Below are 24,077 nucleotides of genomic sequence, written 5' to 3'. Positions count from 1 at the left end.
TCGGCGCGGCAAGGACTTGCAGGCGCCATGGCCCTCAGCGGGCCATAATCTGGAACGGGTCATACTCCGAGTTATGCTGCTGTCCGCATAACTCGGAGTACGATCCCTTCGGGTGAGGCTTCGGCCTCACTTCCCGGGGGCCCGGGTACGGCGCACGTGCGCCGCCGGGCATTTCGCCCCAAGCGGCGTGACCAGAGGCTTCGTATCGTCGCCTTCTCATCATGAGGTCACCCATTGGTGGCTCACATGTGGCCAAAGCAGTGCGCAGTGGCACAGTGTGACGATTGATGGTAAAAAATCTGGGATGAGAGAAATGCGCCCTTCTGACAACATTCTGAGAAGACTGGCAGAGACTGGTCTGCACCAAGGGGCGTTGGCGGCCGCCGGGAAACTGATGTGGCGCGCCGTTCTATTGGGTACTGCCCTTTACTTGATCCTCGGTAATGACCCCGATGCCAACCTCAAACTGAATGGCGTGTCCTATATCGCGGCCGTCGTCTGGTCATACTACGATGGAGTCTTTGCAAAGCGGATGTGGTCAATCGCCTTCCTTGAGGCGATCTTTCTGCATCTCGCCGGCATACAGGTCGGCAATCTGCTTGCCACAATTTTCGGCAACCCCCTGTTCGGGTCTTAATCGGCCCAACCCAATCAATTTGCTCGCAGAAATGTGACGGGTGTCTATGATAGGATGACCCGTCTTTTCTCGCCCGTCGTTGGAGCTTTGGATGCTCGATCTTGCTGATTCCGCCGCTCAAGAAGGCTATCGGACGTTTCGCACCGCGCACGACCGGGATGCGACGCATGTCTTGGAAGACCTTGCTTCGACCACGCGTGGGCTGAGCGCCGATGAAGCGGAGCGGCGCCTGCGACAGCATGGTCCCAATTCGATCCCGACCGGCACGCGGCGCCACCCGGTCCTTCGCTTCCTTGCCCATTTCAACAACGCGCTGATCTATTTCCTGCTGGCCGGGGCGGCGGCGGCGGCGGCGCTGGGGCATCTCGTTGATACGGGCGTGATCCTGGCGGTCGTCCTGGTCAACGCGGTCGTGGGCTTCCTGCAGGAGGGCAAGGCCGAGGATGCGCTGGCGGCGATCCGCAACATGATCGCGCCACGCGCCAGTGTGCTGCGCGACGGCCAGCGCGTCAGCGTTCCCCAGGCCGACCTTGTCCCCGGCGACGTCGTCCTGATCGAGGCGGGCGACCGGGTCCCGGCCGACTTGCGCCTGCTACGTGCGCGCAGCCTGCGGATCGATGAGGCCATCCTGACCGGCGAGTCCGTGGCGGCGACGAAACATACCGATCCGGTAGACGCAAACGCGGCCCTCGGTGACAGGCGGTCGCTGGCGTTTTCCGGCACATTAGTTGCCACCGGGCAAGGAACCGGCATCGTCTTCGCGACCGGACTGCAGACCGAGATCGGGCGCATCAGCGAGCTGCTGGGCGGCGTCGAGGAACTGACCACGCCGCTTTTGCGGCAAATCAACCGCTTCGGCCAGCGATTTACCCGGTTCGCCTTTGTCGGTGCGGCGGTCCTTTTCGTGTTTGCGATCACCCTGCGCGGCTACCAATGGGATGAGGCGCTGATGGCGGTCGTCGCATTGGCGGTCAGCCTGGTGCCAGAGGGATTGCCCGCCGTCATCACCATCACACTGGCCATCGGGGTGCAGCGGATGGCGGCGCGAAACGCCGTGATCCGCCGCCTTCCGGCGGTCGAGACGCTCGGGGCCACCTCCGTCATCTGTTCGGACAAGACCGGGACGCTGACCCGCAACGAAATGACCGTCCGCCGGGTCGTCACACCGGGGCAGGCGATTTTCGTGGATGGCTCCGGCTACAATCCCGGTGCGCATCGGCTGTTTGAAGACACTGGCCCCCGCAGTCCTGCGGGCCACGCCACGTCCCTGTCGCTGATCCGCGCCGGTCTGCTGTGCAACGACGCCCGGCTGCGCGCCAACGGGGCGGAATGGCATGTGGAGGGCGACCCTATGGAGGGGGCGCTTGTCACCCTCGCGATGAAGGCCGCTTTCGATCCCGAGAACGAGCGTGCGGAATGGCCGCGTCTGGACGAGATCCCCTTCGATGCCGCACATCGCTTCATGGCGACCTTGCACAAGATGTCGCTTGCCGAGCCTGTGGTCCTGGTCAAGGGGGCGCCCGAGGCCGTTCTGGCCATGTGCACGAGACAGGAGGCCCCGGACGGGCCGACCGCGCTGGATGCGGGGTACTGGTCGGACCGGATCGCGGAAGCCGCGGCGCAGGGTGAGCGGGTTCTTGGCTTTGCCATGCGGCATCTACCAGAAGGAACGGAGCGCATCGATTTTCCCGATGTCGAAACCGGGCTGACGTTCCTTGGCATCGTCGGTTTCATCGACCCGCCGCGGGACGAGGCGATCCGCGCGATTGCCGAATGCGCCTCGGCCGGGATCGCCGTGCGCATGATCACGGGCGACCACGCGGCCACCGCCAAGGCCATCGCGCGTCAGCTTGGGCTCGGTGACGATCCGGTCGTGCTGACAGGACATGACCTTGACCAGCTGTCTGGCGAAGAATTCGCCCGGGCTGTCCGGGAAACGGTGGTGTTCGCCCGCACCAGCCCCGAGCACAAGCTGCGCATCGTGCAGGCACTTCAGGCCGAGGGCCGGGTCGTCGCCATGACGGGGGATGGCGTCAACGACGCGCCCTCGCTGAAGCAGGCGGATGTCGGCATCGCGATGGGCGTCAAGGGCACCGAGGCCGCCAAGGAGGCCTCGGAAATGGTGCTGATGGACGACAACTTCGCCTCGATCGTCGCGGCCGTCCATGAAGGCCGCACCGTTCATGACAACATCCGCAAGGTCGTGGGCTGGACGCTGCCAACCAACGGTGGCGAGGCGCTGACCGTGGTCATCGCGATCCTGTTCAACTTCGCCATGCCGATGACGCCGGTCCAGATCCTCTGGGTCAACCTGATCCTTGCCGCGACGCTTGGCCTTGCGCTTGCTTTCGAACCCTCTGAGCCCGGGGTCATGCGCCGCCTGCCGCGCCGGCCGAACGCGGGGCTGCTCACGCCCTTCATCCTGTGGCGAGTGATCGTGGTCTCGCTCCTCTTCGCGGCGATCTCTCTTGGGGTATTCTTCTGGGCGCTGAACCAGGGTAGCGATCTCGAAACCGCCCGGACCATGGTGGTGAACACGCTGGTGGTGCTGGAGATCTTTTATCTCTTCAGCGTGCGGTTCCTGCACATGACGTCCTTCACCTATACCGGGGTGAAGGGCACGACACCGGTGTGGATTGCGCTGGCGGTCGTCGTGGCCGGGCAGCTTGCCTTTACCTATCTGCCGATCATGAACACGATCTTCGGATCGCGACCGCTCACGTTCGCGGAGGGGGCGTTGATCATCGCGCTCGGGGCGGCAAGTTTCGTGCTCCTCGAGTTCGAGAAGCACTTCATCCGCCACCGCTTTCGGGATGACTAGCCACCCTGAAAGCCTCGACAGGCTGCGTCCAGAACGCCGCCGCTGTCAGAACGGCAAGATCATGGGCACCAGCAAGACACTGGTGAGCAGGCAAATGCCCGCGAATGGCACGCCGATCCGCAGGAAATCCGCGAAGCGATAGTTTCCCGGGCCCACGACCAACGTGTTAACGGGTGACGAGACGGGAGTCATGAACGCTGCCGAGGCAGCGAGCGCCACGGTCATGGCGAAGGGATAGGGCGAGGCGTCGAGGGCGCTTGCGACGGCGAGCGCCACCGGGGCCATCAGGACGGCCGTGGCCGTGTTGGAGATGAAGAGCCCCAGCAGCCCGGTGACCGCGAAGATCGCACCCAGAACCAACCGGGGCGAGGCGCCGTCGAGCGCGCCGAGTAGCGCCTGCGCTGCGATCTCGACCCCGCCGGTGCGTTGCAACGCCAGCGAGAAGGGCAGCATGCCCACGATCAGGATCAGGCTTTGCCAGTGGATCGAGCGATAGGCCCCCGCCATGTCGATGCAGCGGAAGAGCCCCAGCAGCAGGCAACCGAAGAGCGCGGCCTGCACATTGGGCACCACGCCCCAGACCATTAGCACCACCACCAGCGTTAGCACGCCCACCGCCAGCGGCGCGCGGTGGCGGGCGGGCACGGCCTCGTCCGATTCCGCCGGCAGATCGAGCAGAACCAGATCGCGCCGCTCGTCGGCCAGCTTGCGGATCGCGCGCCAGGGACCGACGGTCAGCAGCGTGTCTCCGGGGCGCAGCGGCTCGTCGATCACGCTGTCGGGCACGGGTTTCGTGCCGTGCTTCATGCCGATCACCGAGAGGTCATAGGTGCTGCGAAAGCGCGCCTGCGTGACCGTCTTGCCGATCAGGCGCGACGTCGGCGGCACGATGATCTGCGCCATTCCGATTTCCTGCGCCGTGTCTGTGAACCAATGCCCGGAGACCGGCAGCGCGATCAGATCATGCGCCTGTGCGAAGGCGTCGAGATCGTAGACCGATGTACCGTTCGTGCGCCTGTCGATCAGAAGGATGTCGCCCGCCTCAAGCGCTGTCTCGGCGCGGGGCTGGATCAGCTTGCGGCGGAACCGGCTGCCCCGCTCGATGGCGACGATGTTGATGCCCGCGCTGGCGCGCAAGTCAAGGGTATCCAGCCGCTTGCCGGCAAGGTCGGACCCCGCGCGCAGTTGCAGCCGGTGCTCTCGGCCGGCAAGGCCGTAATCCGCGACCCAGCCCGTCAGGGCGGCGCGCTCGGGCAATTCAGGCGCCGGACCCGGCGCAAGGAAGCGGCGCGCGACCAGCATGTAAAGGATGGCCAGCACCAGGATCGGGACTCCGAAGGGGGTGAAGGCGAAGAAACCGAAGCCCTCGTGCCCCTGCCGCATCAGTTCGGAATGCACGACCAGATTGGGCGCGGTGGCGACCAGCGTCATCATCCCGCTGATCAGCGCGGCCATCGACAGCGGCATCATCAGCCGCCCCGCCGGAATGCGCGCGTTGCGGGCGATGCGCAGCACGATGGGGATGAAGATCGCCACCACCCCGGTCGAGGACATGAACGACCCCACACCTGCCACGATCACCATCAGAAGGAAGATCAGTTTCGCCTCGCTGGCGCCGGCACGCTCCGTCAGCCAGTCGCCCAGGCGCTGCGCCACGCCGGTGCGTACCAGCGCCTCGCCGATCACGAACAGAGCCGCAATCAACACGATGTTCGGGTCCGACAGACCCACCAGTGCCTCGGACATGCTGATCACACCCGTCATCGGGAGCGCGACCATCATGATCACAGCCACGACATCCATGCGCGGACGGTTGATCGCAAACATCACCACCGCCGCGCCCAGCAGGGCCAGCACCATCGCAAGCGGGGACATCGGCTACACCCCGCGCAGCAGCGCGGTGCAGAGAGGGATGCCGCAGATCATGCCTGAGGTGGCACGGCCAGGACGTCGACGTCGACACTGCCCATCAGTTCCTGCGCCACGCTGCCCAGAAACAGACGTTTGACGCCGGACAGCCCGCGCGTGCCGATGACAAGAAGGTCGGGCTTCGCCTGTTCCACAAGTCCGGCGATGGCGTCCGCGCCGACGCCCTCGATGATCCGGGCATTGTAGCTCAGATCTCCAAGATCGAGGCTCTGAACGAACCGGCCAAGCTCGCGACGTGTCGACTGGAATTCTTTCTCGGCTTCCGCATGGATCCGCTCGGTCGGGATGCCGGCATGGGTCATCATCTGGCGCGTGATCGGCGCGTAGCCATGAACGAAGGTGACATCGGCACCGTCCAGCAGGCCCAGCTCATGTGCCTTGCGGGCGGCATGGCCCGATGCGTCCGACATGTCGGTGGCGATCAACACCTTCCGCCAGCGCTCGCCGGTCTTGGAGTTGGCCATCAGGACCGGGCGGCCTGCGGTGCGGGTCACGCGCTCGATCGTCGTGCCCACGAAGACATCGCGCAGGAATTGGCGCCTGTGTGCACCCATCACGATCAGATCTGCTTCGCGGACCCAGGCTTCCTCCCCTATGGCGTGAAAGGCATGGCCCGAAACAACTGCGACCTCTGCGTGCGATGGCGCGCCAAGCCCTGCGATCTGGTCCAACAGAAAGGTCTCGGCGTTGGAGATTTCCTCGCGCACTCGGCTCTCGACAAGATCATCCTCGACGACATGCAACACGGCAAGTTTCGCGCCAGTCGCATCTGCTAGTTGAACGGCCCGCTGTACTGCGGGTTTCGCGCGGGAGGAGAGATCGGAGGCGACGAGGATGGATTTGAGCATGGCTCCCGCAGATTCTGGTTAATTTCTCGGCATTCGCTTAGTATGACATTGAAATTCCGTCATGAAAACCCGGAAACCCTGACCAGCCAGAGGTGTCAGCGGGCGCCTTTGTCACGGCCATGATGGCAATCACCCGGGCCGTGCTGGCGGGGTTGCTTTGCATGACCGGAAGCTGCGTCGCGCCGCGGAACCTGCTGGGGCCCGTATCGTCCGGTCAGAGGGCGCGCACGTCGGCTGGGATGCCGCGGACGCAACAGGATTGATGCGTGAAATCAAGCATCTGGTGTCAAACCCTGACGGGCGCGGGATTGACGATAGCCCGAAAAAACCGCATTCAGGAAAGGGCTTCCCAACCATCTTTCCACCAAAGCCGCGCCTGCGGTCATCGGCCATGTCATGGATGTCATCTCGCTCGTCGGCATTGTTGCCGCGCTCTTTGTTGTTATCTCCCTGAGCGAGCCTCTGGCCGACCGCGCCCGGCTGCCCTACACGGTGGTGCTGGCACTTATCGGAACCCTGATCGGCCTTGCAGCCGTTCTCCTGGTCGATCACGGCCGCGAACTTCTGGGCTTGCCTCTGGCTGTCGAACTGTTCGAGTTCAACATCCGCGCCAGCGTCTTCCTTTACGTCCTTCTGCCAACCTTGTTGTTTCAGGTCTCGTTGGGGCTGAACCTGCGCCGGATGGCCGATGACTGGGTGCCGATCCTTGTCATGGCAGTGCTCGCAGTGGTGGTTGCGACCTTCGCCATCGGCTTCGCGCTGACCCCCTTCACCACACTGCCGCTGATGGCCTGCCTGATGCTGGGTGCGATCGTCGCGACGACCGATCCTTCGGCGGTGGTCAGTATCTTCCGCAACATCGCCGCTCCCCAACGCCTCACCCGGATCGTCGAGGGCGAGAGCCTGCTGAATGACGCCGCTGCCATCGCGCTGTTCGGCTTCTTCCTGACCTTCGTCATGCTGGGCGTGCCCAACCCCACGCTGCGCGACGCGCTGGTGGGCTTTCCGACGCTAGTCTTCGGCGGGATCGGCATCGGATGGGTCTTCGCGCGGGTTTGCATCGCGCTCTTCGGGCTGATGAGCCGTTATCCCCTGGCGCAGGTCTCGCTCAGCGTGGCGCTGCCGTACATCACCTATCTGGTGGCCGATCGAGTTCTGGGCGTCTCGGGCGTCATCGCCGTTGTCATGGCAGGGATGACGCTCAACTATCTCGGCCCCGGGCGTCTTTCGCCGGGCAACTGGTCCAACCTGCGCGAGGTCTGGGATGTTCTGGCGCATTGGGCCGGTGCGCTCATCTTCCTTCTGGCCGCGTTCCTTGTGCCGCGTCTTCTGGGGGACGTGCAGCTTCGTGACGTCGCACTGATCGGGGTGGTGATCCTGGCGGCCACGGCGGCCCGGCTTTTCATGCTGTATCTTGTTCTTCCGCTGCTGACCGCAATGAAGCTCTCGCCACGGGTGGACCGACCTTACCGGGTCGCCATCCTCTGGGGTGGCCTGCGCGGCGCCGTTACTCTGGCTCTTGCGCTGGCCGTGACCGAGAACCTGCGCGTGCCAATCGAGATCAAGCGCGAGATCGGCATTCTGGCAACCGGATTCACGCTCTACACACTTCTCTTTCAGGGAACGACCCTGCGCTGGATCATCTCGCTTCTCGGTCTCGACAAGCTGTCGCGGCTGGATCGCGCTCTGTCGAACCAGGTGATCGCCGTCGCCCTCGAGAACGTGCGCGAGGAAGTCGCGAATACCGCGCAGCGCCATGAACTAACGCGAGAGATCGTACGATCCGAGGCCAAGCGCTTTGCCGAACGCCTGGACAGCGCGATGTCGAAGGCGGAGGGGGTCGACGAGATCCCGGATCGCGACAGGATCACCCTTGGCCTTGTCGCGCTCGCCGGGCGCGAGCGGGACATGATCCTCGAGGCATTTCGGGAACAGCAGATATCGGCACGACTGGCCGAACAGATGCTGTCAGACGCTGACCGCTTGATCGAACGCACGCGGGCTGGCGGGCGCGATGAATACCGAACGACGGGGCGCCTGAGTCTTGCGCAGGGCCGCTGGTATCGCTTGGCGATTTTCCTTCACAACCGGCTGCGGCTTTCGGGCTCGCTGGGCCGGATGACAGCTGACCGCTTCGAGATTCTGCTGAATCAGCGCCTCACCTTGCGGGATCTGCACGGGTATATCGATGGCAAGATCCGGCGCATCCATGGCCGCCGCGTGGCCGATCTCCTGCATGAGCTGCTGAAGCGTCGCGAGGAGGAAACCCAATCAGCGCTGGACGGGCTTCGTCTGCAATACCCCGGCTATGCCGAAGAGATCGAGCGCCGCTTTATCCGCCGTACATCGCTCCGGCTGGAAGAGCGCGAATACGACATTCTCTATCAGGATGGCCTTATTGGCCGCGAACTGTACACCACGCTCAAGCAGGAGCTGGGCGAGAAGCGGAAACGCGCGGAAACCCGCCCCGCGCTCGACCTTGCAGTGCAGAAGACCGAACTGGTGCGCCAGTTTCCGCTTTTTGCCAACATGGAGGATCAAAGCCGCGCCCGACTCGCCCGCACGCTCAGGGCACGTTACGTTCAGCCCGGCGAAGTGCTCATGCGCAAAGGTGACATTCCGCGCGAAGTCTGCTTCATCGCGTCAGGGGCCGTGGAGGTCGAGACGGCGGGTCAGAAAAGCAAGCTCGGTCGCGGCGAGATGTTCGGGCAGTTGTCGCTTCTCAGTCGACAGGTTCGAAGGACCCAGATCACCGCGATCACCCATTCGACCCTGCTTGTGTTGGACGAGGCACGCTTTCGCCGCTTGCTGGAGAAGAGTGATGCACTGCGCGCTGCCGTGAGGGAAAGCGCCGAAAAACGGGGGCTTTCCACGGAAGCGTTGGGGCTGTAGGCACATGGAGATCGCGTGCCCATTACGTTCATCCGACGGACAGGCTCTCAGCCGTCTGTCCTACCGCTAGAGCTTCCACGAACCACTGCGGTTTCCGCCCTCGGCCAGACCAGGTGAGTGCCGGGTTCTCAGGGTGCCGGTATTTCGGCGGGGCAGGCGCACGGGAGGTTTTCGTCTCGGTACCGACGAGTTCGGCCAGGGAGTAGCCCAGGTCCCGGGCGAGAGCTTCCACCTTGGCGCGGGCTTCCGCCTTCTGCCTATCCTCGAATGTGGCAATCGCCTTGGCGACGTCCTTCTGCATTTTCTTCAGCTCGTTGAGCGACAGTGCCTCGAGATCGTAATCAGCCATTGATGCGGTCCGTGTCCTGAATGTCCCGGTATCGATAGCCCGTCGCGGCAGGGCGCCGCAACTCCCGGAAGGCTGGGGCAGGGGTGGCAGAGGCTGTTGATCGCCATTTCGTCGCCAGGGAGGTGCTGAACTGGGGGTCTGGCTGTCTCGATGCGCAAGGTGACAGGGTCTGGCATGGGCTCCCCGCGCATCTCTGTCTCCTGGGCCATCCCTTCGACTGACAATCCCCTAATCCCGTTCGGGCTCTCGCGCGCAACCCCGCGTCAGTCCGGGCCGTGTTGCCCCTTTGGGGCTGCCCGCTCCACCCCGGTCCTCTGGGGGTTTCCGGCGTCCGTTCCGTCCACCGTGCACGCGTCGCCCGACGGGCTTTCTCCGGGTCTTGTCGAAGGGACGGTCCCGAAGACAGGAAACACAGGAGCTTATCATGCAGAACATCGTCATCCTCGCCGGCAACATCGGTCAGACCCCCGAAGTCCGCACCACCCAAGGCGGCACCAAGATCACCAACTTCAGCCTCGCCACCTCCCGCCCCCGCCTCTCGGAAGGTCGCGTCCTGCGCGACGAGAACGGCTACCGGGTCATGGACACCGAATGGCACCGCATCACCTGCTTCAACGGTCTCGGCAAGACGGTCGCGGAGCATTGCGAAAAGGGCATGAAGGTCCTCGTCCACGGCCGCATCCACTACACCAAGTGGATCGACAGCATGGGGAACGACCGCTACGGCTGCGAGATCATCGCCGAGAAGGTCGATTTCCTGAGCCGCCCGAAGTCGGCCGAGAACGAAAACCCCGAGCTGGTCGACCGCGACGACGAGATCCCGTTCTGAAGAGAACGGGGTCTCCCCCTCGGGCCCGGCGGGGAAACCCGCCGGGTTACCTCTGCCGAGTACCTTCGCGACAACACCCCGTTGCGTAGGGAGCCCAAGAATGTCGTCACGAACTGCTGTTTTCAACGCCAGTGCAAACTTCCCAGCACTCGCCGGTGACTCTCTATTGCAAGCTTGATGAGCTCGGGGTCCCCTCTTCCAAACCCGCCCTTTGCTAGAACGGCGATGAAATGATCGTCGTCAAAGCGCTTGGAAATGCGTTCGTGGTATTCCCAGGCCCAACCGGCACGACCGACGGGTGCCCATAGGTAGTTTCTCCCAGTCGACGGCTGGTTTATCACTTCCTGAACCTGAGTTTTCTCTGTTCCCTCAATGTATCGAATCGCAGTTATCCCTTCCGCGAACAAAAAAGCATCTGAGACTGATGATCGTGGTGGAAGGAAAGTACCACACCAGTTTCCGAAGGCTCCGTCCACCAAATGATCTGGAAAAGGCGTATACCGCCGGTCCATATTCGGCATATTCTGCCAGTAGTCCTTTTTCGCTCCTTCCCAAGTCGAAGGGCCGACAACATCCAAGAGACGTTCGACGCGGGCGCGCCGGTTCTCTACTTCGATGCCCATGAAGCTATGCAGCGCTTGCCAACGCTCTGCAGCCTGTAGACCAAGAGCACAGGCTTGATAGGCTAAAACTGCTGGGTAGCTCCGCATTTCGAGATAAACGACACGACCGCCCGGGGTATCGGCTGCGAAGCTGAGAATACTTCTGATGGCCTCCACCACGGTCTTAAGTTGGATATCGTCACCCCATCTACCTATTAGACCGCAAGCCTTGGTCAGACCTTCTGAAACGGATTCGTACAGGGCCACACGCCTTTGGAAATCCTCTGGTGCAACCGGGCCGTTTGGCGCTAAATCGCCTTGATCGTGACGGGCAACAATCCGCTCCACTTCTTCGGACACCAAATCCGATAGCTGAATCCGGTATTCCGGCTTGGCCAGATACCGCTTCGCGCGGCTTACCGTCATATCGACGCTAAGCGGATTTTGACGCTGTGACTGCTCAAGTGTTTCCACCTGTTCCACCAGCTTCACAAAGAACGAGTCCGCATCAGCGATCGGGATGGTCAAACCCTTCCGGGCGTTGCACAACTCGGCTCCACGACCCCGCAACTCTCCTCTAGAAGCCCAAAACATCGGATACCGGCGATTCGGCGCGCGCAAGATCGCAGCCCTTAGCGCGTGATCCCATTCCCCGGACCAACCGCAGACGATCAGCCCGTGTTCGTCAATGATCCTGTCCAACAATTTGTTGTATGCATCTGGGTAGGTCTGCAGCTCAGAATCCGTATTGAGAATCCGGGCATCCTTGTAATCGCCATGCAACTTTAAGATGTAGCAGGCGCTATGCGTTAATGGTTCCGCGCCTTCCAGAGCATCAGTTGAACCGACAACAGTCGGTTCGACTCCAACTTCGCGGAGTGCGTTTTCCATCAAACGGTCAAAATTGGTGGTGACGATCACTCGGACATATCCGCCTCGCACAAGCTTGGCGATTGCTTTGTGCCCCGCTGTGGGAACCTTCCGGCCTTGCTCACGGTCTTCCTCATTTGGCTCGATGTAGCTGTGCAAGATCGCGCGGCGCTCTGCGGGGGTGGCTGCAAGCTGTCCCAATAGCTCCGAGTAATTCGGTTCCTTGCCCTCCGTTTCAACGTACCACTTCGCCCAGTCGTCTTGTTCATCGACGCCTTGCGCTGTTGCGATCCGGCGCACAAGGTCCGTGGTTATTTCCCAACCTGTTGGAATTTCGGCCGCCCGCGACAGACCGGACCCTAGCAAGAGCGAGAACACGCCCCGGTTTTCGTGAACCGAGAATGCAAGTTGGGTCGCAGGGTCACCGAAAGCCGTCATTCTTGTTACTCCAAAAGCTATATGCCCGCTCACTTTGGTTCTTACATACCATAGCTAGTAGGCTTGTCATGACTCGAACAGGCATGTCTCTGAAACTCTGTCATGCCACCGAAAACTCGAGAGCGAGAGGAGTGCCGGTTTCCCGGTGACAGGTTGAGGGCTGGGAGAGTGGCTCCCGGCACCTGTCATGGGAGATAGCCGATGGGCGTTGTGGAAGTTCTGGATCCGGTCGCACCTGCGCGGGCGGGGGGCTGGAAGGTGGATGTGAGCCGGGGTGAGCGGAACGGGCGGGTGTCGTCCGAATGGTTCAACCGGCCCGATGACGAGCGGTATCTGTCGCTCGATGATCTCTGGACCAATGTGAAGGGTCGGTCCGAGCGCAGCCGCAGCCGGGTGGTGCAGACGGCGGACATCCGGGTCGAGGCCGCGCGCGACAACCCCGAGCGGTTGCACCTTATGCTGCCGAAAGCGCACGAGCCGGTCGCGCCCACGCATTGGGCCTTTGGCCAGCTTGCCAGCATCGTCGGCGCACCGGCGTCCTACCTGCGGCAGCTGCCCGCGCCGCTGGCGGGGATCAACCTGCAATACGGCCTAACCAACCATCGCGCCGAGCAGGTGAAGACCTTCGAGACAGAAGACGGTCGCACCGAACTGCGCGCGGTGACCGGCCCCGACTACGGCCGCATCCACGATTTCGAACTGGTCGAGGCGGTGCAGCGCATCGCGGGCAATGGCACCGGCGACACGCGCTGGAAGGTGCCGGGCGTGCTCGACTGGTCGACTGGGGTCTACAACCCCGATGTCGAGATCAGCCGCGACACGACCACGCTTTATGCCTCGGACCGCGATGTCTTCCTGTTCCTGGTCGACGATCGCAATCCGATCGAAGCGGGCAAGCTGCCGGACGGCTCGCCCGACCTCTACTTCCGGGGATTCTACTGCTGGAACTCCGAGGTGGGTGCGAAAACCCTTGGCATGGCGAGCTTCTACCTGCGGGCCGTGTGTCAGAACCGCAACCTCTGGGGCGTCGAGGATTTTCAGGAGATCAAGATCCGCCACTCGAAATACGCGGCATCGCGCTTTGCCCATGAGGCGGCCCCGGCACTGACGCGGTTTGCCAATTCCTCGCCGCAGGGCTTCGTGAACGGCATCAAAGCGGCGCGGCAGCAGATCGTGGCGCGGACGGATGAAGATCGGGACGATTTTCTGAGGAAGCGCGGCTTCTCGAAGGCCGAATCCGGCAAGATCATCGAGAAGGTGTTGATGGAGGAAGGCCGACCGCCCGAAAGCATCTTCGACTTCGTGCAGGGCATCACGCGTCTTGCGCGCGACAAGACCCAGCAGGATGCCCGCCTCGACATGGAAGGGCGCGCCAAGAAGCTCCTCGACCGGGTCGGCTGACGCCCGGCCCGACATCGCGACCGCCCTCGCGCGCGGCGGTCGCGCTTTCCCCTTCCAAATGCACGCCACTGGCCCCGACCCGAGAGGGCAGGGGCTTTAGCCTGCGCATTTCAGCGAGACCCTCATGACCCCCCAGGAAGAAACCGTCATCCTTGAGGCCCGTGACATCCTCGGCCGCTACCTGAGCCAAAACCCGGTCATCGGCAGTTGGCAGGCGCTGATGGACTATTGTGCTCTGACCGTCCGCGGTCCGATCGAGCGCTTCCACGTCCTCTACCTCGACCGCAAGAACCGCATCATCTCCGATGAGCTTTTCTCGACCGGCACGGTCGATCACGTCCCGGTTTATCCGCGCGAGGTGATCAAGCGGGCGTTGATGCTGAACGCCAGCGCCCTGATCCTGATCCATAACCACCCTTCGGGCGATCCGACGCCCTCGGAGGCTGATCTCAGCATGACCAAGGAGATCCAGAAGGGGTGCAGGTATCTCGGTCTGACGTTGCACGACCACATCATCGTCGGTGCCGGGACGGAGCTGAGCCTGCGGGCCCTCGGCAAGCTCTGAGAGCCCATCGGACCCATCACCGCTGCCCCTTCGAGAAAGAGGGCGGCGGTTTGGTCTTTGACGGATGAGGCGGGAAGAGAGGCTTCCCGCGCCGTCGGAGATCTTCCCATGTTCGATCTGCCATCGCCCATCCACCCGACCACTTACGCGCGGGTCGTCCCGCCGCATTTTCCCTCGGGCGAGGCTGACCCCGGTCATCCCTTCGCCCTGACAGTATCGCGTCGCGCTCCGGCCGACCTTCTGTCGGGTCGATCCGCCCCGCTGGTCCTTGCTCGTTTCGGGACGCTGGCCGCAGCCATGCAGGGCGCGATCGACCATGCCGAGGGGATCGCCCCGGATGCCGCGCCCCAGCTTCCGGCAATCCTCGACCGCGACGCGCGTCTTGTGCTGGCCGGGGCCGCCAGCGACCACGCCGTCGCCTGGTGCCACCCGGTGACGAGCGCGGCCGAGGCGCGGGGCGTCGTGATCGAGGCAAGCCAGCTGCGTGCGCAGGCGGGCCGCGCGGCCACCTGGGGTGAGCCCGATCTCGCGCAGCGGCTGCGCCACCGCGCCGATCTTCTCGATGCCCGGCTCGTCGATCCGCTCTGGCGCGGTTTCGCCGCCAAGGCGCTCCAGGTCGCCGCGTGAGACCCGAGAGGCAGAGGCGGGCAGGGGGGATTTGGAGCTTGTCCGGGGGAGAGAGATCGCCCGGCCCGGCTCCGATCCCTTCCCCTTACCGGAGACACACGATGACCCTGACTGAACCCACCCTCGCGCCGCCGATGGCACCCTCGACCGTCGACATGGGCCAGATATTCGCGGCGCATGCCGAACGCGCGGCCCGCATCGACGCGCTGCGCCCCGGCAACAAGGATCGCCTCTTCGACGGCCTCACGGCCGCCGGCATCACCCATGTCACCGTGACCTTCGACGGGGCCGGTGACAGCGGCCAGATCGAAAGCATCGGCGCGTGGTCCGGGGAGAATGCCGTCGATTTCCCCGCGACCGAGATCGAGTATGCCGCGCTGACCTGGGACGACCCCGAGGTCGAGATGCGGCAGCTCTCGCTGGAAGATGTCGTCGAGCAGCTGGCCTATGACTTCCTCTCCGACACCCATGGCGGCTGGGAGAACAACGACGGCGCTTACGGCGAGTTCTGCTTCGACGCCGCGGCTCGCTGCATCCATCTCGAGTTCAACGAGCGCTTCACCTCGTCCGAACTCTACACCCATGATTTCTGAGGGGCGGCGATGGCACATCCCTATCACCACGCCCTCTCCTCGGTGAAGAAATGGGGCGGCACGGTCGACGATTTCATGGCGGTGCATGCCTGGTTCGACCAGAGCAAGGAGATCACCGCCGACTTCCGGCACCGGGCGCTGCGTCACCATGCGGAGGGCATCTTCATGGCTGAGACGATTTTCGGCCCGACCCTCACGCTCTCGACCGGACGCATCATCCCGACCCGCTGGGTCGGCGAGCAGCATGTGAAAGAGGACCTCGGCTTCATCCCGAGTTTTGCCGACTGGGTGAAGGCCATCCGGCCAGAGCCGTGGATGGGCCGGACCGCGCGGATCGAGGCCCTGGTCGATCCGCATCTCGCCTCGCCCGTGGTCGAGGTCAGCTGAGATGACCGATCCGGCCTATCAGCGCCTCGGCCTGCCGGCGACGGCGTCGCCCTATACGGTCCTGCGGGCAGCGGTCCGGGCGCTGCATCCCGACACGCGCGCGGTTCGCGGCTTCCGGGCCGCGCGCAAGCGCTTCTACCGGCAGATGCTCTGCGAGCACACCGCGCGACAGGCGGCGGGCGACACACCAACCGGCTGATCGCCCCAACCACCCCTTCATCCCGACACAACGCCCGGCCGCTCTGCCGGGTCTTCCCCATTCAGGAGGTTCCCATGGCGGATTACTTCACCCACTTCTCATGCCTGCTCGACGTCGGCACCCCCGACAACGCCGCCCGCGCACTCGCCCTGTTTCAGGAACTCCGCGCTGCGGATCAGGACGCCGACGACCCGGAGGTCGCGGGCTTCGACCTCGTGCGCCAGGACGCGCCCGAGGGCAGCGCCCTCTGGATCCATGACGACGACCACGGCGATGTCGAAGCCGTCATCCGCTTCGTGCTGCGCCTGGCGGACGAGCTCGACCTCATCGGCCTCTGGGGCTTCCAATACGCCCTGACCTGCTCCCGGCCCCGCCTCGATGCCTTCGGCGGCGGCGCGCATGTCATCGATCTCGGTGCCCGCAAATCCATCGGCTGGATCAGCACGCAAGAGTGGCTGGCCGCCGCCCTGAACGGGGAGGACGTCGATGCCTGAGGTGATCTGCACCACGGTCTACCAGTTCCCCGAACTCTCGGAGGCCGCCAAGGAGAAGGCCCGCAACTGGTATCGCGACCTTGGACCCCACGACGACTGGTGGGATGCGGTCTATGAGGATTTCGAGCGGGTCTGCGAAATCCTCGGCATCTGCCTGAAGACCACCGCCGTCCGCCTGATGGGTGGCGGGGCGCGGGCCAAGCCTTGCATCTGGTTTTCCGGTTTCTGGAGCCAGGGCGACGGCGCCTGCTTCGAGGGCTACTGGTCCCACGCCAAGGGCGCGGCCACGCGCATCCGGGACTACGCCCCGACCGACGCGACGCTGCATGGCATCGCCGACCGTCTGCAGGCCATCCAGCGGCGAAACTTCTACCAACTCGCCGCCGAGGCCAGCCACCGTGGCCGCTACTACCATGAATACACCATGTCGATCGACGTCACGCGGGACAGTCCGAGGTGGCAGCCGCCGACCGAGGACGCCGAGGAGCTCGTGACCGAGGCGCTGCGCGATCTGGCCCGCTGGCTCTACCGCCAGCTCGAAGCCGAATACGACCACCTCACCTCGGACGAGGCCATCGAGGAGGGGATCATCGTCAACGAGTATACGTTCACGGAAGGAGGGCGGCGGTTCGGGTGAGAGCGCACGGTTGAAAACTGTCAGAAAACTGCGTATGTTTCTGACAAAGGAGTGATCATGGAGCGCATGGCCGAGAGCATCATGAACGTCGCAACGACGTTGCCGGAGGGGGTGCCCTTGGCAGCGAAGGGGCTCTTGCATCTCGGCTCACGCGCGGCGGTCGATCAGACGCTGTCGCGTCTGGCCGCGCGCGGCGAGTTGATCCGTGCAGGACGCGGCATCTACATGCGCCCGGTCCAGACACGTTTTGGTCCGCGCGGTCCGTCCGCTGAACAGGCGATCGAGGCTCTGGCTGTGCAGCGGGGCGAGACGATCGTCCCGAGCGGTGCTGCCGCGGCAAACGCTCTGGGCCTCACGACACAGGTTCCGGTCAAGCCGGTTTACCTCACCTCCGGTCGAAGCCGTGTGCTGAACCTTGGCCGGCTAGCGGTCGAACTGCGTCATGCGCCGCGCTGGCAGTTGGCCCTTGGCAACAAGACCTCGGGCCAGGCCGTCCGTGCGCTGGCATGGCTCGGGCCGGATGAGGCTCCCAATGCCCTGCAAATCCTGCGATCCAAGCTCACCGAGACGGCAAAGACCGAACTGATGTCCGCCGCGCCGCAGTTCCCGACTTGGCTGGCTCGATTGGTCGGAGAGTTGGTCCATGGCTGAGGCATTCCTGCGCCTCAACGCCAAAGACCGGCTGGATGCTCTTGGCGTTGCAGCCGATCGGCTTGGCCGGCCAGCCCACCTCCTCGAAAAGGACGTCTGGGTGGTCTGGGCGATCCAGCAGCTGTTTGGATCGCCCGTCGGCACAAACCTCGTCTTCAAGGGTGGCACCTCCCTGTCGAAGGCCTACCAGGTCATTGACCGGTTTTCCGAGGATGTGGATCTGACCTTCGATATCCGGGCGCTGATCCCGGATTTGCTCAAGGGTCGTGAAGATGCCATGCCCGCCACATCCAGCGAAGAGCGGCGCTGGTCGAAACGTGTCCGCCAAGCGCTACCAGAATGGGTGACCGGGACCATTCAGCCGATCCTGCTGCAGGCGATTGATCGGGAAGGGATCGATGCCCGGCTTCGGATCGACGGCGACAAGCTCTACATCGACTACCCGCACCTCGCGCAAGGCACCGGATACGTTTCCCCGAGCGTGATGCTGGAATTCGGCGCGCGTTCTACAGGAGAGCCCGCATCCCCACGCGATATCGTTTGCGATGCCGCGTCGGTGATCGAAGGCGTGGAGTTTCCCACTGCCCGCCCGCGCGTGATGCATGCGGAACGGACGTTCTGGGAAAAGGCGACAGCGATCCACGTCTTCTGTTTGCAAAACCGTATGCGAGGGGATCGCTTTTCTCGCCACTGGCATGATGTCGCCCGGTTGGACGATGCGGGCATCGCCGCTGCGGCCATCGAAGATCGCGCGCTTGCGACCGCTGTCGCCCGGCACAAGACGATGTTCTTTGCAGAGAAGGCGGCGGATGCCGCGTGGATCGATTACGGCACCGCAACCTCTGGGCATCTACAACTGGTCCCAGGCGGCGATGCTCTCAAGGCTCTCGCTGACGATTATGGCCGGATGGCCGAGGACGGCCTGCTTGCAAAAACACCAGAGCCCTTTGGCGACTTGATGGACCGCTGCGCTGACATCGCGCGTAAGGCCAATGCAGCGTTCAAGCCTGACTGACCATCTTTTCGGAGGATTCCCGCTACTTATTCCCGTCGATCCATTTCGACATGAGCCCCTTGTTGCGGAAGCACTCTTCCGGAACGGCGCGCTGTTTGATCCGGGCAAATTTCTCCGCGAAGGCCACCTGCTTTGAGGTAGGCAACCGATCCATGTCGGAGACTGGTTTCAGCTTGGCCTGCGCTTCGATCCAGGCGCTGAGCGACCGGCGGTCTTGCTGAACTTCCCAGGGCAGGAGGGTCTGATTGCGAAGGGCGAGCGACCGCGCATAAGCGATCTGCTTGGCCGTCGCGGGCAGGGCATGCGTGGTGCTGTCCATCGGGCAACTCCCTTGCTGGCTTGGCCTTCAATATAGAACATAACGGGAACAAAATCAAGACAAGCGTCCGCACTGCGCCGGTTCGAGAGGAAGAGATAGGCGGGGGAAGATCAGGCCTGAGGGTGCCCGAGAGAGGGTGTCCGGGCCGGTCCCTGTCCCTCATTCCGGAGTTTCCCGATGACCTATCTCGCGCCCGTTGCGCCTCCCGTTCCTGTTCCATCTCGCGATCTCGCGCCCGCGCCCGCGATACTCGCCGTGGCCGAGGCTCTGCAGCCCGATCTCGCCCAAGGCTTCCAGATCGACGCGCTGCGTCTGCGACTTGAGATGGAGCGCGCCTTTGGCGGCTCCGATGCGACCGGCGCCTGGGATTGGAAGCTCGCCTATGAGGCGGGCGAGGTGGCGCTCGTCCTCTTCCTGCGGAAATTCGGCCCGGCGCTTCTGGCGCGGGCCGGCTCGCCAGCGGCGCTGCTGCCGATCCTTACCAAGGTGTCGGGCCTTTTGCCCACGCATACCCGGCGCTCGGAGGAGATGGAGCGCTTCCAGCAATTCTCGACGCCGCTGCCGATGGGGCTGGCGGCGATGGCTGCAGCGCAGATCACGCCCCGTGACCTCGTCCTCGAGCCTTCGGCCGGGACAGGGCTTCTGGCGATCCTCGCCGAGGTCACGGGTGGCAGTCTCGCGCTGAACGAACTCGCCGAGACCCGCGCCGACCTTCTGCGTCACCTTTTCCCGGGGCGTCCCGTCACTACCTTCGACGCAGCACAAATCGACGATCATCTGGACGCAGGCCTTCGCCCGAGCGTCATCCTGATGAACCCGCCCTTCTCCGCGGTGGCCAATGTCGATGGCCGGACGACCAAGGCGACGGCCCGGCATCTGCGCTCGGCCCTAGCCCGTCTCGCGCCCGGTGGGCGTCTGGTGGCCATCACGGGGGCGGGTTTTGCGCCTGATGTCCCGGCTTGGGCCGAGACCTTCACACGCCTGACCGAGACCGCGCATCTGGTGTTCACGGGCGCTGTGTCCGATGCCGCTTTTGCCAAGCACGGCACCAGCTTCGAGACCCGGATCTCGGTCTTTCACAAATGTCGCGGTGGCGAGGCGGGCGGCATCACAGCCGATCTGGCGCGCCCGATTTCGCCTGATGTCGCCAGCCTGCTGTCGCTGATCACTGCCCACGTCCCCCCGCGCCTCGCGCTGGCGCAGGTCGCACCAGCCCGGCAGGGCGCCACTTCCCCCGTCCCGGGAAATCCTGCCCGCACCACGCGCAAGGCCATCAGCACATCGCGCGCCACGCCAGCAACACCCCCCACCAACACCGCTCCACAGATCGAGGCCGCAGACCTTGCCTATACCCTGCGCGGTACGACCGAGGACGGGGCAGCTGGTATGCGCCTATCGGATGCCATTTATGAGACCTTCCGCCTGCAGGCGATCGACATCCCTGGCGCTGCCCCGCACCCGACCAAGCTGGTCCAGTCCGCGGCGATGGCTTCGGTCGCGCCCCCGAAACCGACCTACCGCCCGAAACTCCCCGCCGCGGTCCTGCGCGACGGCCTGCTCTCCGACGCGCAGCTTGAGACCGTGATCTACGCGGGCGAAGCGCATGGCGCATATCTCGCAGGGTCTTGGATCGTCGATGAGACCGGCGACATGGTCTCGGCCGCGCCCGACGATGCCGCTGACGCCGTCCGCTTCCGCCGGGGTTTCTTCCTCGGTGATGGCACCGGCGCGGGCAAGGGCCGCCAGTCGGCCGGGATCCTGCTCGACAACTGGTGCCAAGGCCGCCGCAAGGCGCTCTGGATATCGAAAAGCGACAAGCTCCTCGAGGACGCGCAGCGCGACTGGTCTGCGCTCGGGCAGGAGCGCCTGCTGGTGACGCCGCTGTCGCGTTTCGCACAAGGGCGCGACATCCCGCTGAGCGAGGGAATCCTCTTCACCACCTATGCGACGCTGCGTTCGGAAGAACGAGGCGGGAAGAAATCCCGTGTCGACCAGATCGTCGACTGGCTCGGGGCAGATTTCGACGGGGTGATCCTCTTCGACGAAAGCCATGCCATGGCGAATGCCGCGGGGGGCAAGGGCGAGCGCGGCGATACCATGGCCTCGCAGCAGGGCAGGGCGGGCCTGCGCCTGCAGCACAGACTTCCGAATGCCCGCGTGGTCTATGTCTCGGCCACGGGCGCGACGACCGTCCACAACCTCGCCTATGCGCAGCGTCTCGGTCTCTGGGGCGGGGAGGATTTCCCCTTTCAAACCCGGTCGGAATTCGTGGAAGCCATTGAGGCTGGCGGTGTCGCGGCGATGGAGGTCCTGGCCCGCGACCTCCGGGCGCTCGGCCTCTACACCGCCCGATCGCTGTCCTATGACGGTGTCGAATACGAGATGCTGGAACATGCTCTCAGCCCTGAGCAGCGCGGCATCTACGATGCCTATGCCGGGGCCTTCGCCATCATCCACAACAACCTGACCGCGGCGATGGAAGCCGCGAACATCTCCGGCGCGGCCGACGGGCCGAGCGGGTCGGGCACGCTGAACCGCCAGGCCAAATCCGCCGCGCGGTCAGCCTTCGAGAGCGCCAAGCAGCGCTTCTTCGGCCATTTGCTCACCTCGATGAAGACCCCCACGCTAATTTCCAGCATTGAGGCCGATCTGGCTGCGGATCATGCTGCGGTCATCCAGATCGTCTCGACGGGTGAGGCGCTGATGGAGCGCCGCCTGTCGGAGATCCCAACCGATGAATGGAGCGATATCCGCTGTGACATCACACCCAGGGAATACGTTCTGGACTACCTCGCCCATTCCTTCCCGGTGCAGCTCTACGAGCCTTTCACCGACAGTGAAGGCAACCTCTCGTCGCGCCCCGTCATGCGCGACGGCCAACCTGTGGAGTGCCGCGAAGCCGTCCGGCGTCGTGACGCGCTGATCGAGAAACTGGCTTCGCTTCCGCCCGTGCCGGGTGCACTCGACCAGATCGTCCAGCGCTTCGGCACCGATCTCGTGGCCGAAGTCACAGGGCGCTCGCGGCGCATCGTGCGAAAGGGCGAAGGGCATTCGGCACGGCTCGTGGTGGAGAACCGGGCTGGAGCCGCGAACCTCGCGGAAACCCAAGCCTTCATGGATGACGAAAAGCGTATCTTGATCTTCTCGGATGCCGGCGGCACCGGGCGCAGCTATCACGCCGATCTCGGGGCGAAGAACCAGCGCCTGCGGGTCCACTACCTCCTGGAGCCCGGCTGGAAAGCAGACGCGGCGATTCAGGGCCTCGGACGCACCAACCGGACCAACCAGGCGCAGCCGCCGCTGTTCCGGCCGGTGGCCACCGATGTCAAAGCGGAGAAGCGGTTCCTGTCGACCATTGCGCGTCGTCTCGACACGCTTGGCGCTATAACGCGCGGCCAGCGCCAGACCGGCGGGCAAGGGCTGTTCCGGCCCGAAGACAACCTCGAGTCGCCCTACGCCCGCGACGCGCTGCGCCAGCTTTACCGCCGCATCTATCGCGGCGATCTGGCGGGCTGCTCGCTCGGGGCCTTCGAGGATGCCACTGGCCTCAGCCTTACCGATGACAATGGGCTGAAGGACGATCTGCCACCGATCACGACTTTCCTCAATCGCCTGCTGGCGCTGACGATCGACATGCAGGCCGTGCTGTTCGCGGGTTTCGAGGAGCTGCTCGATCAGAGAATTGAGGGCGCCATCGCCGCCGGGGTCTATGACCTCGGGCTTGAGACGCTGCGCGCCGAAAGCTTCCGCGTCACGGATGCGCGGGTGATCTACACCCATCCCGGCTCTGGCGCGGAAACCCAGCTTCTGACCATCGCGGAAAAGCGCCGCAACACGCCCCTGTCTCTGGCCGATGCGCTCGACTGGCTCGATGACCCGAAGGCGCGGCTTCTGGTCAACAGCCGCTCGGGCCGGGCCGCGGTGCAGGTGCCCGCCACCAGCCTAATGCTGGATGATGGCACCATCGAGCCACGCCTCAGGCTGATCCGGCCGACCGAGGCCAGCACTGTCCCGGCCAAGCTGATGGAGGACACCCATTGGCTCGAGGCCGACCGCGCGGCCTTCACCGCCGCATGGAATTCCGAACTGGCTGAAGTGCCCGAGTTCTCGGAATCCACGCTGCACATTGTGGCGGGCCTGCTGCTGCCGATCTGGAAGCAGCTTCCCCAGGATGAAACCCGCGTCTACCGCCTGCAGACCGATGACGGGCAGCGCATCATCGGCCGCCGCGTCTCGCCTGCCTGGGTCGCGACCACGCTGGCCGCCGATGCGCCCAAGCTCTCGGCCGCGCAGGTCCATGCCCTCGTTCTGGAGGGCAAGACTGTGGTGCGCCTGTCGGAAGGGATGGAATTGCACCGCTCGCGCGTCATGGGCGCGAACCGGATCGAACTGTCGGGCTTCTCGGAGGCAGCCAAGGATCGGCTCAAGGCCGATGGCTTCTTCTCGGAGATCATCAGTTGGAAGCTTCGGCTGTTCTGCCCGACCGACGCCGATGGTGTCGCGATACTGGATCGTCTGCTTGCACGTTGTCCTGTCGCAAGGCTACATGATCGCGGAGGTTGTTAACCCATGTATTCGGAGACCGAAGACCTCGTGCGCGATCTGGCAGAAAATGCCGAAGGCGTGTGTCGCGCCTACCTTCCCGCCGGACGGCGGGAAGGGTCCTACTGGATCGTGGGCGACCTGCAAAACAGTCCTGGCCGGTCCCTCTTCGTGCGGCTGACGGGGCCTGCGTCCGGACCGGGTGCCGCCGGCAAGTTCACCGACGGGGCCACAGGAGAGCATGGCGATCTCCTCGACATCATCCGCGAGCGGACCGGGATCTCCCGGTTTCCCGATCTTCTGGCTGAAGCTCGGGCGCATCTTGGCCGTCCGCGGCCGGTTCTCCCGGATGCGCCAGTGCCAAGAAAGGCCAAGACCCCCGGGGGCACGCCAGCGGCGGCGGTGCGGCTCTTTGCAGCCTCGGTGCCGGTC

The 24,077-nt window shown here is 64.2% G+C and carries 20 protein-coding genes and 1 pseudogene; 16 read left to right on the top strand and 5 right to left on the bottom strand.

Annotation, left to right across the window (positions count from 1 at the left end; translation table 11 throughout):
- Nucleotides 1-313: 313 nt before the first annotated feature.
- Both ACFQXB_RS19750 and ACFQXB_RS19745 read left to right on the top strand, forming a co-directional pair.
- The gene (locus ACFQXB_RS19750; RefSeq protein WP_377406937.1) at nucleotides 314-637 is read left to right on the top strand and encodes a hypothetical protein; all 324 of its coding nucleotides are present in this window, start codon (nucleotides 314-316) and stop codon (nucleotides 635-637) included.
- A 91-nt stretch (nucleotides 638-728) separates the two neighbouring features.
- Entirely contained in the window at nucleotides 729-3,458 is a 2,730-nt protein-coding gene (locus ACFQXB_RS19745) for an HAD-IC family P-type ATPase (RefSeq protein WP_377406936.1), read from the top strand.
- A gap of 45 nt (nucleotides 3,459-3,503) precedes the next feature.
- Here the strand turns inward: ACFQXB_RS19745 and ACFQXB_RS19740 are convergent, their stop codons facing one another.
- Complete coding sequence (locus tag ACFQXB_RS19740; protein WP_377406935.1) at nucleotides 3,504-5,333, bottom strand: SLC13 family permease; 1,830 nt, start codon at nucleotides 5,331-5,333, stop codon at nucleotides 3,504-3,506.
- Nucleotides 5,334-5,380: 47 nt separating this feature from the next.
- A complete protein-coding gene (locus ACFQXB_RS19735; protein ID WP_377406934.1) occupies nucleotides 5,381-6,235 on the bottom strand; it encodes a universal stress protein in 855 nt (284 codons plus the stop codon).
- Between the two features lie 396 nt (nucleotides 6,236-6,631).
- Between ACFQXB_RS19735 and ACFQXB_RS19730 the strand changes: the two genes are divergently transcribed.
- Nucleotides 6,632-9,127: a cation:proton antiporter gene (locus ACFQXB_RS19730; RefSeq protein ID WP_377406933.1), complete on the top strand. Its 2,496-nt coding sequence runs from the start codon at nucleotides 6,632-6,634 to the stop codon at nucleotides 9,125-9,127.
- A gap of 28 nt (nucleotides 9,128-9,155) precedes the next feature.
- Here ACFQXB_RS19730 and ACFQXB_RS19725 read toward each other — a convergent pair whose 3' ends face one another.
- A complete protein-coding gene (locus ACFQXB_RS19725) occupies nucleotides 9,156-9,476 on the bottom strand; it encodes an H-NS histone family protein (RefSeq protein ID WP_377406932.1) in 321 nt (106 codons plus the stop codon).
- Nucleotides 9,477-9,900: 424 nt separating this feature from the next.
- On the opposite strand from ACFQXB_RS19725, the gene ACFQXB_RS19720 reads away from it, so the two are divergent.
- A complete protein-coding gene (locus ACFQXB_RS19720) occupies nucleotides 9,901-10,305 on the top strand; it encodes a single-stranded DNA-binding protein (RefSeq protein WP_090271194.1) in 405 nt (134 codons plus the stop codon).
- Nucleotides 10,306-10,427: 122 nt separating this feature from the next.
- Here the strand turns inward: ACFQXB_RS19720 and ACFQXB_RS19715 are convergent, their stop codons facing one another.
- Entirely contained in the window at nucleotides 10,428-12,215 is a 1,788-nt protein-coding gene (locus ACFQXB_RS19715; RefSeq protein ID WP_377406931.1) for an SIR2 family protein, read from the bottom strand.
- A 201-nt stretch (nucleotides 12,216-12,416) separates the two neighbouring features.
- Between ACFQXB_RS19715 and ACFQXB_RS19710 the strand changes: the two genes are divergently transcribed.
- From ACFQXB_RS19710 to ACFQXB_RS19665, 10 genes are all read left to right on the top strand, one after another.
- Entirely contained in the window at nucleotides 12,417-13,616 is a 1,200-nt protein-coding gene (locus ACFQXB_RS19710) for a DUF932 domain-containing protein (protein ID WP_377406930.1), read from the top strand.
- A 124-nt stretch (nucleotides 13,617-13,740) separates the two neighbouring features.
- Nucleotides 13,741-14,181 carry a JAB domain-containing protein gene (locus tag ACFQXB_RS19705; protein WP_377406929.1) on the top strand — a complete coding sequence of 147 codons (441 nt, stop codon included), beginning with the start codon at nucleotides 13,741-13,743 and terminating at the stop codon, nucleotides 14,179-14,181.
- 108 nt (nucleotides 14,182-14,289) lie between these two features.
- The gene (locus ACFQXB_RS19700) at nucleotides 14,290-14,808 is read left to right on the top strand and encodes a DNA repair protein RadC (RefSeq protein ID WP_377406928.1); all 519 of its coding nucleotides are present in this window, start codon (nucleotides 14,290-14,292) and stop codon (nucleotides 14,806-14,808) included.
- Nucleotides 14,809-14,909: 101 nt separating this feature from the next.
- Nucleotides 14,910-15,401, top strand: coding sequence for a DUF6878 family protein (locus tag ACFQXB_RS19695; protein WP_377406927.1), 492 nt, complete (start codon nucleotides 14,910-14,912; stop codon nucleotides 15,399-15,401).
- Nucleotides 15,402-15,410: 9 nt separating this feature from the next.
- On the top strand, nucleotides 15,411-15,788 hold the full coding sequence (locus ACFQXB_RS19690; protein ID WP_222257039.1) for a DUF6915 family protein: 378 nt from the start codon (nucleotides 15,411-15,413) through the stop codon (nucleotides 15,786-15,788).
- A gap of 1 nt (nucleotide 15,789) precedes the next feature.
- Nucleotides 15,790-15,987, top strand: coding sequence for a hypothetical protein (locus tag ACFQXB_RS19685; RefSeq protein WP_097147500.1), 198 nt, complete (start codon nucleotides 15,790-15,792; stop codon nucleotides 15,985-15,987).
- A gap of 74 nt (nucleotides 15,988-16,061) precedes the next feature.
- Nucleotides 16,062-16,481, top strand: a complete 420-nt coding sequence (locus ACFQXB_RS19680) for a hypothetical protein (protein ID WP_097147501.1) — start codon at nucleotides 16,062-16,064, stop codon at nucleotides 16,479-16,481.
- Nucleotides 16,474-17,118, top strand: a complete 645-nt coding sequence (locus ACFQXB_RS19675; protein WP_353349681.1) for an antitoxin of toxin-antitoxin stability system — start codon at nucleotides 16,474-16,476, stop codon at nucleotides 17,116-17,118. Before ACFQXB_RS19680 ends, ACFQXB_RS19675 begins: the two co-directional genes overlap by 8 nt.
- Nucleotides 17,119-17,175: 57 nt before the next feature.
- Entirely contained in the window at nucleotides 17,176-17,769 is a 594-nt protein-coding gene (locus ACFQXB_RS19670; protein ID WP_377406926.1) for a DUF6088 family protein, read from the top strand.
- Nucleotides 17,762-18,784 carry a nucleotidyl transferase AbiEii/AbiGii toxin family protein gene (locus tag ACFQXB_RS19665; RefSeq protein ID WP_377406925.1) on the top strand — a complete coding sequence of 341 codons (1,023 nt, stop codon included), beginning with the start codon at nucleotides 17,762-17,764 and terminating at the stop codon, nucleotides 18,782-18,784. Before ACFQXB_RS19670 ends, ACFQXB_RS19665 begins: the two co-directional genes overlap by 8 nt.
- Nucleotides 18,785-18,806: 22 nt before the next feature.
- On the opposite strand, the gene ACFQXB_RS19660 is transcribed toward ACFQXB_RS19665, so the two are convergent.
- Nucleotides 18,807-19,103 (bottom strand): hypothetical protein, encoded by a 297-nt coding sequence (locus ACFQXB_RS19660; protein ID WP_377406924.1) that lies wholly within the window; start codon nucleotides 19,101-19,103, stop codon nucleotides 18,807-18,809.
- A 177-nt stretch (nucleotides 19,104-19,280) separates the two neighbouring features.
- Here ACFQXB_RS19660 and ACFQXB_RS19655 point away from each other — a divergent pair, with 177 nt between their 5' ends.
- Both ACFQXB_RS19655 and ACFQXB_RS19650 read left to right on the top strand, forming a co-directional pair.
- Nucleotides 19,281-23,669 carry a strawberry notch-like NTP hydrolase domain-containing protein gene (locus ACFQXB_RS19655; protein ID WP_377406923.1) on the top strand — a complete coding sequence of 1,463 codons (4,389 nt, stop codon included), beginning with the start codon at nucleotides 19,281-19,283 and terminating at the stop codon, nucleotides 23,667-23,669.
- 3 nt (nucleotides 23,670-23,672) lie between these two features.
- Nucleotides 23,673-24,077 (top strand): annotated as a pseudogene (locus tag ACFQXB_RS19650) (DNA primase); the annotation flags it as partial.

This window comes from Halodurantibacterium daqingense, assembly GCF_042666235.1.
In the GTDB taxonomy this organism is placed as follows: Bacteria; Pseudomonadota; Alphaproteobacteria; order Rhodobacterales; family Rhodobacteraceae; genus Halodurantibacterium; species Halodurantibacterium daqingensis.
This window is presented reverse-complemented; position numbering and strand designations above follow the sequence as displayed.

Coding starts and splice junctions, on each gene's coding strand:
- ACFQXB_RS19700 (WP_377406928.1), top strand. CDS start 14,290: ATGTTCGATCTGCCATCGCCCATCCACCCGACCACTTACGCGCGGGTC.
- ACFQXB_RS19750 (WP_377406937.1), top strand. CDS start 314: ATGCGCCCTTCTGACAACATTCTGAGAAGACTGGCAGAGACTGGTCTG.
- ACFQXB_RS19685 (WP_097147500.1), top strand. CDS start 15,790: ATGACCGATCCGGCCTATCAGCGCCTCGGCCTGCCGGCGACGGCGTCG.
- ACFQXB_RS19665 (WP_377406925.1), top strand. CDS start 17,762: ATGGCTGAGGCATTCCTGCGCCTCAACGCCAAAGACCGGCTGGATGCT.
- ACFQXB_RS19710 (WP_377406930.1), top strand. CDS start 12,417: ATGGGCGTTGTGGAAGTTCTGGATCCGGTCGCACCTGCGCGGGCGGGG.
- ACFQXB_RS19705 (WP_377406929.1), top strand. CDS start 13,741: ATGACCCCCCAGGAAGAAACCGTCATCCTTGAGGCCCGTGACATCCTC.
- ACFQXB_RS19735 (WP_377406934.1), bottom strand. CDS start 6,235: ATGCTCAAATCCATCCTCGTCGCCTCCGATCTCTCCTCCCGCGCGAAA.
- ACFQXB_RS19745 (WP_377406936.1), top strand. CDS start 729: ATGCTCGATCTTGCTGATTCCGCCGCTCAAGAAGGCTATCGGACGTTT.
- ACFQXB_RS19740 (WP_377406935.1), bottom strand. CDS start 5,333: ATGTCCCCGCTTGCGATGGTGCTGGCCCTGCTGGGCGCGGCGGTGGTG.
- ACFQXB_RS19655 (WP_377406923.1), top strand. CDS start 19,281: ATGACCTATCTCGCGCCCGTTGCGCCTCCCGTTCCTGTTCCATCTCGC.
- ACFQXB_RS19680 (WP_097147501.1), top strand. CDS start 16,062: ATGGCGGATTACTTCACCCACTTCTCATGCCTGCTCGACGTCGGCACC.
- ACFQXB_RS19695 (WP_377406927.1), top strand. CDS start 14,910: ATGACCCTGACTGAACCCACCCTCGCGCCGCCGATGGCACCCTCGACC.
- ACFQXB_RS19730 (WP_377406933.1), top strand. CDS start 6,632: ATGGATGTCATCTCGCTCGTCGGCATTGTTGCCGCGCTCTTTGTTGTT.
- ACFQXB_RS19670 (WP_377406926.1), top strand. CDS start 17,176: ATGGAGCGCATGGCCGAGAGCATCATGAACGTCGCAACGACGTTGCCG.
- ACFQXB_RS19720 (WP_090271194.1), top strand. CDS start 9,901: ATGCAGAACATCGTCATCCTCGCCGGCAACATCGGTCAGACCCCCGAA.
- ACFQXB_RS19715 (WP_377406931.1), bottom strand. CDS start 12,215: ATGACGGCTTTCGGTGACCCTGCGACCCAACTTGCATTCTCGGTTCAC.
- ACFQXB_RS19690 (WP_222257039.1), top strand. CDS start 15,411: ATGGCACATCCCTATCACCACGCCCTCTCCTCGGTGAAGAAATGGGGC.
- ACFQXB_RS19725 (WP_377406932.1), bottom strand. CDS start 9,476: ATGGCTGATTACGATCTCGAGGCACTGTCGCTCAACGAGCTGAAGAAA.
- ACFQXB_RS19660 (WP_377406924.1), bottom strand. CDS start 19,103: ATGGACAGCACCACGCATGCCCTGCCCGCGACGGCCAAGCAGATCGCT.
- ACFQXB_RS19675 (WP_353349681.1), top strand. CDS start 16,474: ATGCCTGAGGTGATCTGCACCACGGTCTACCAGTTCCCCGAACTCTCG.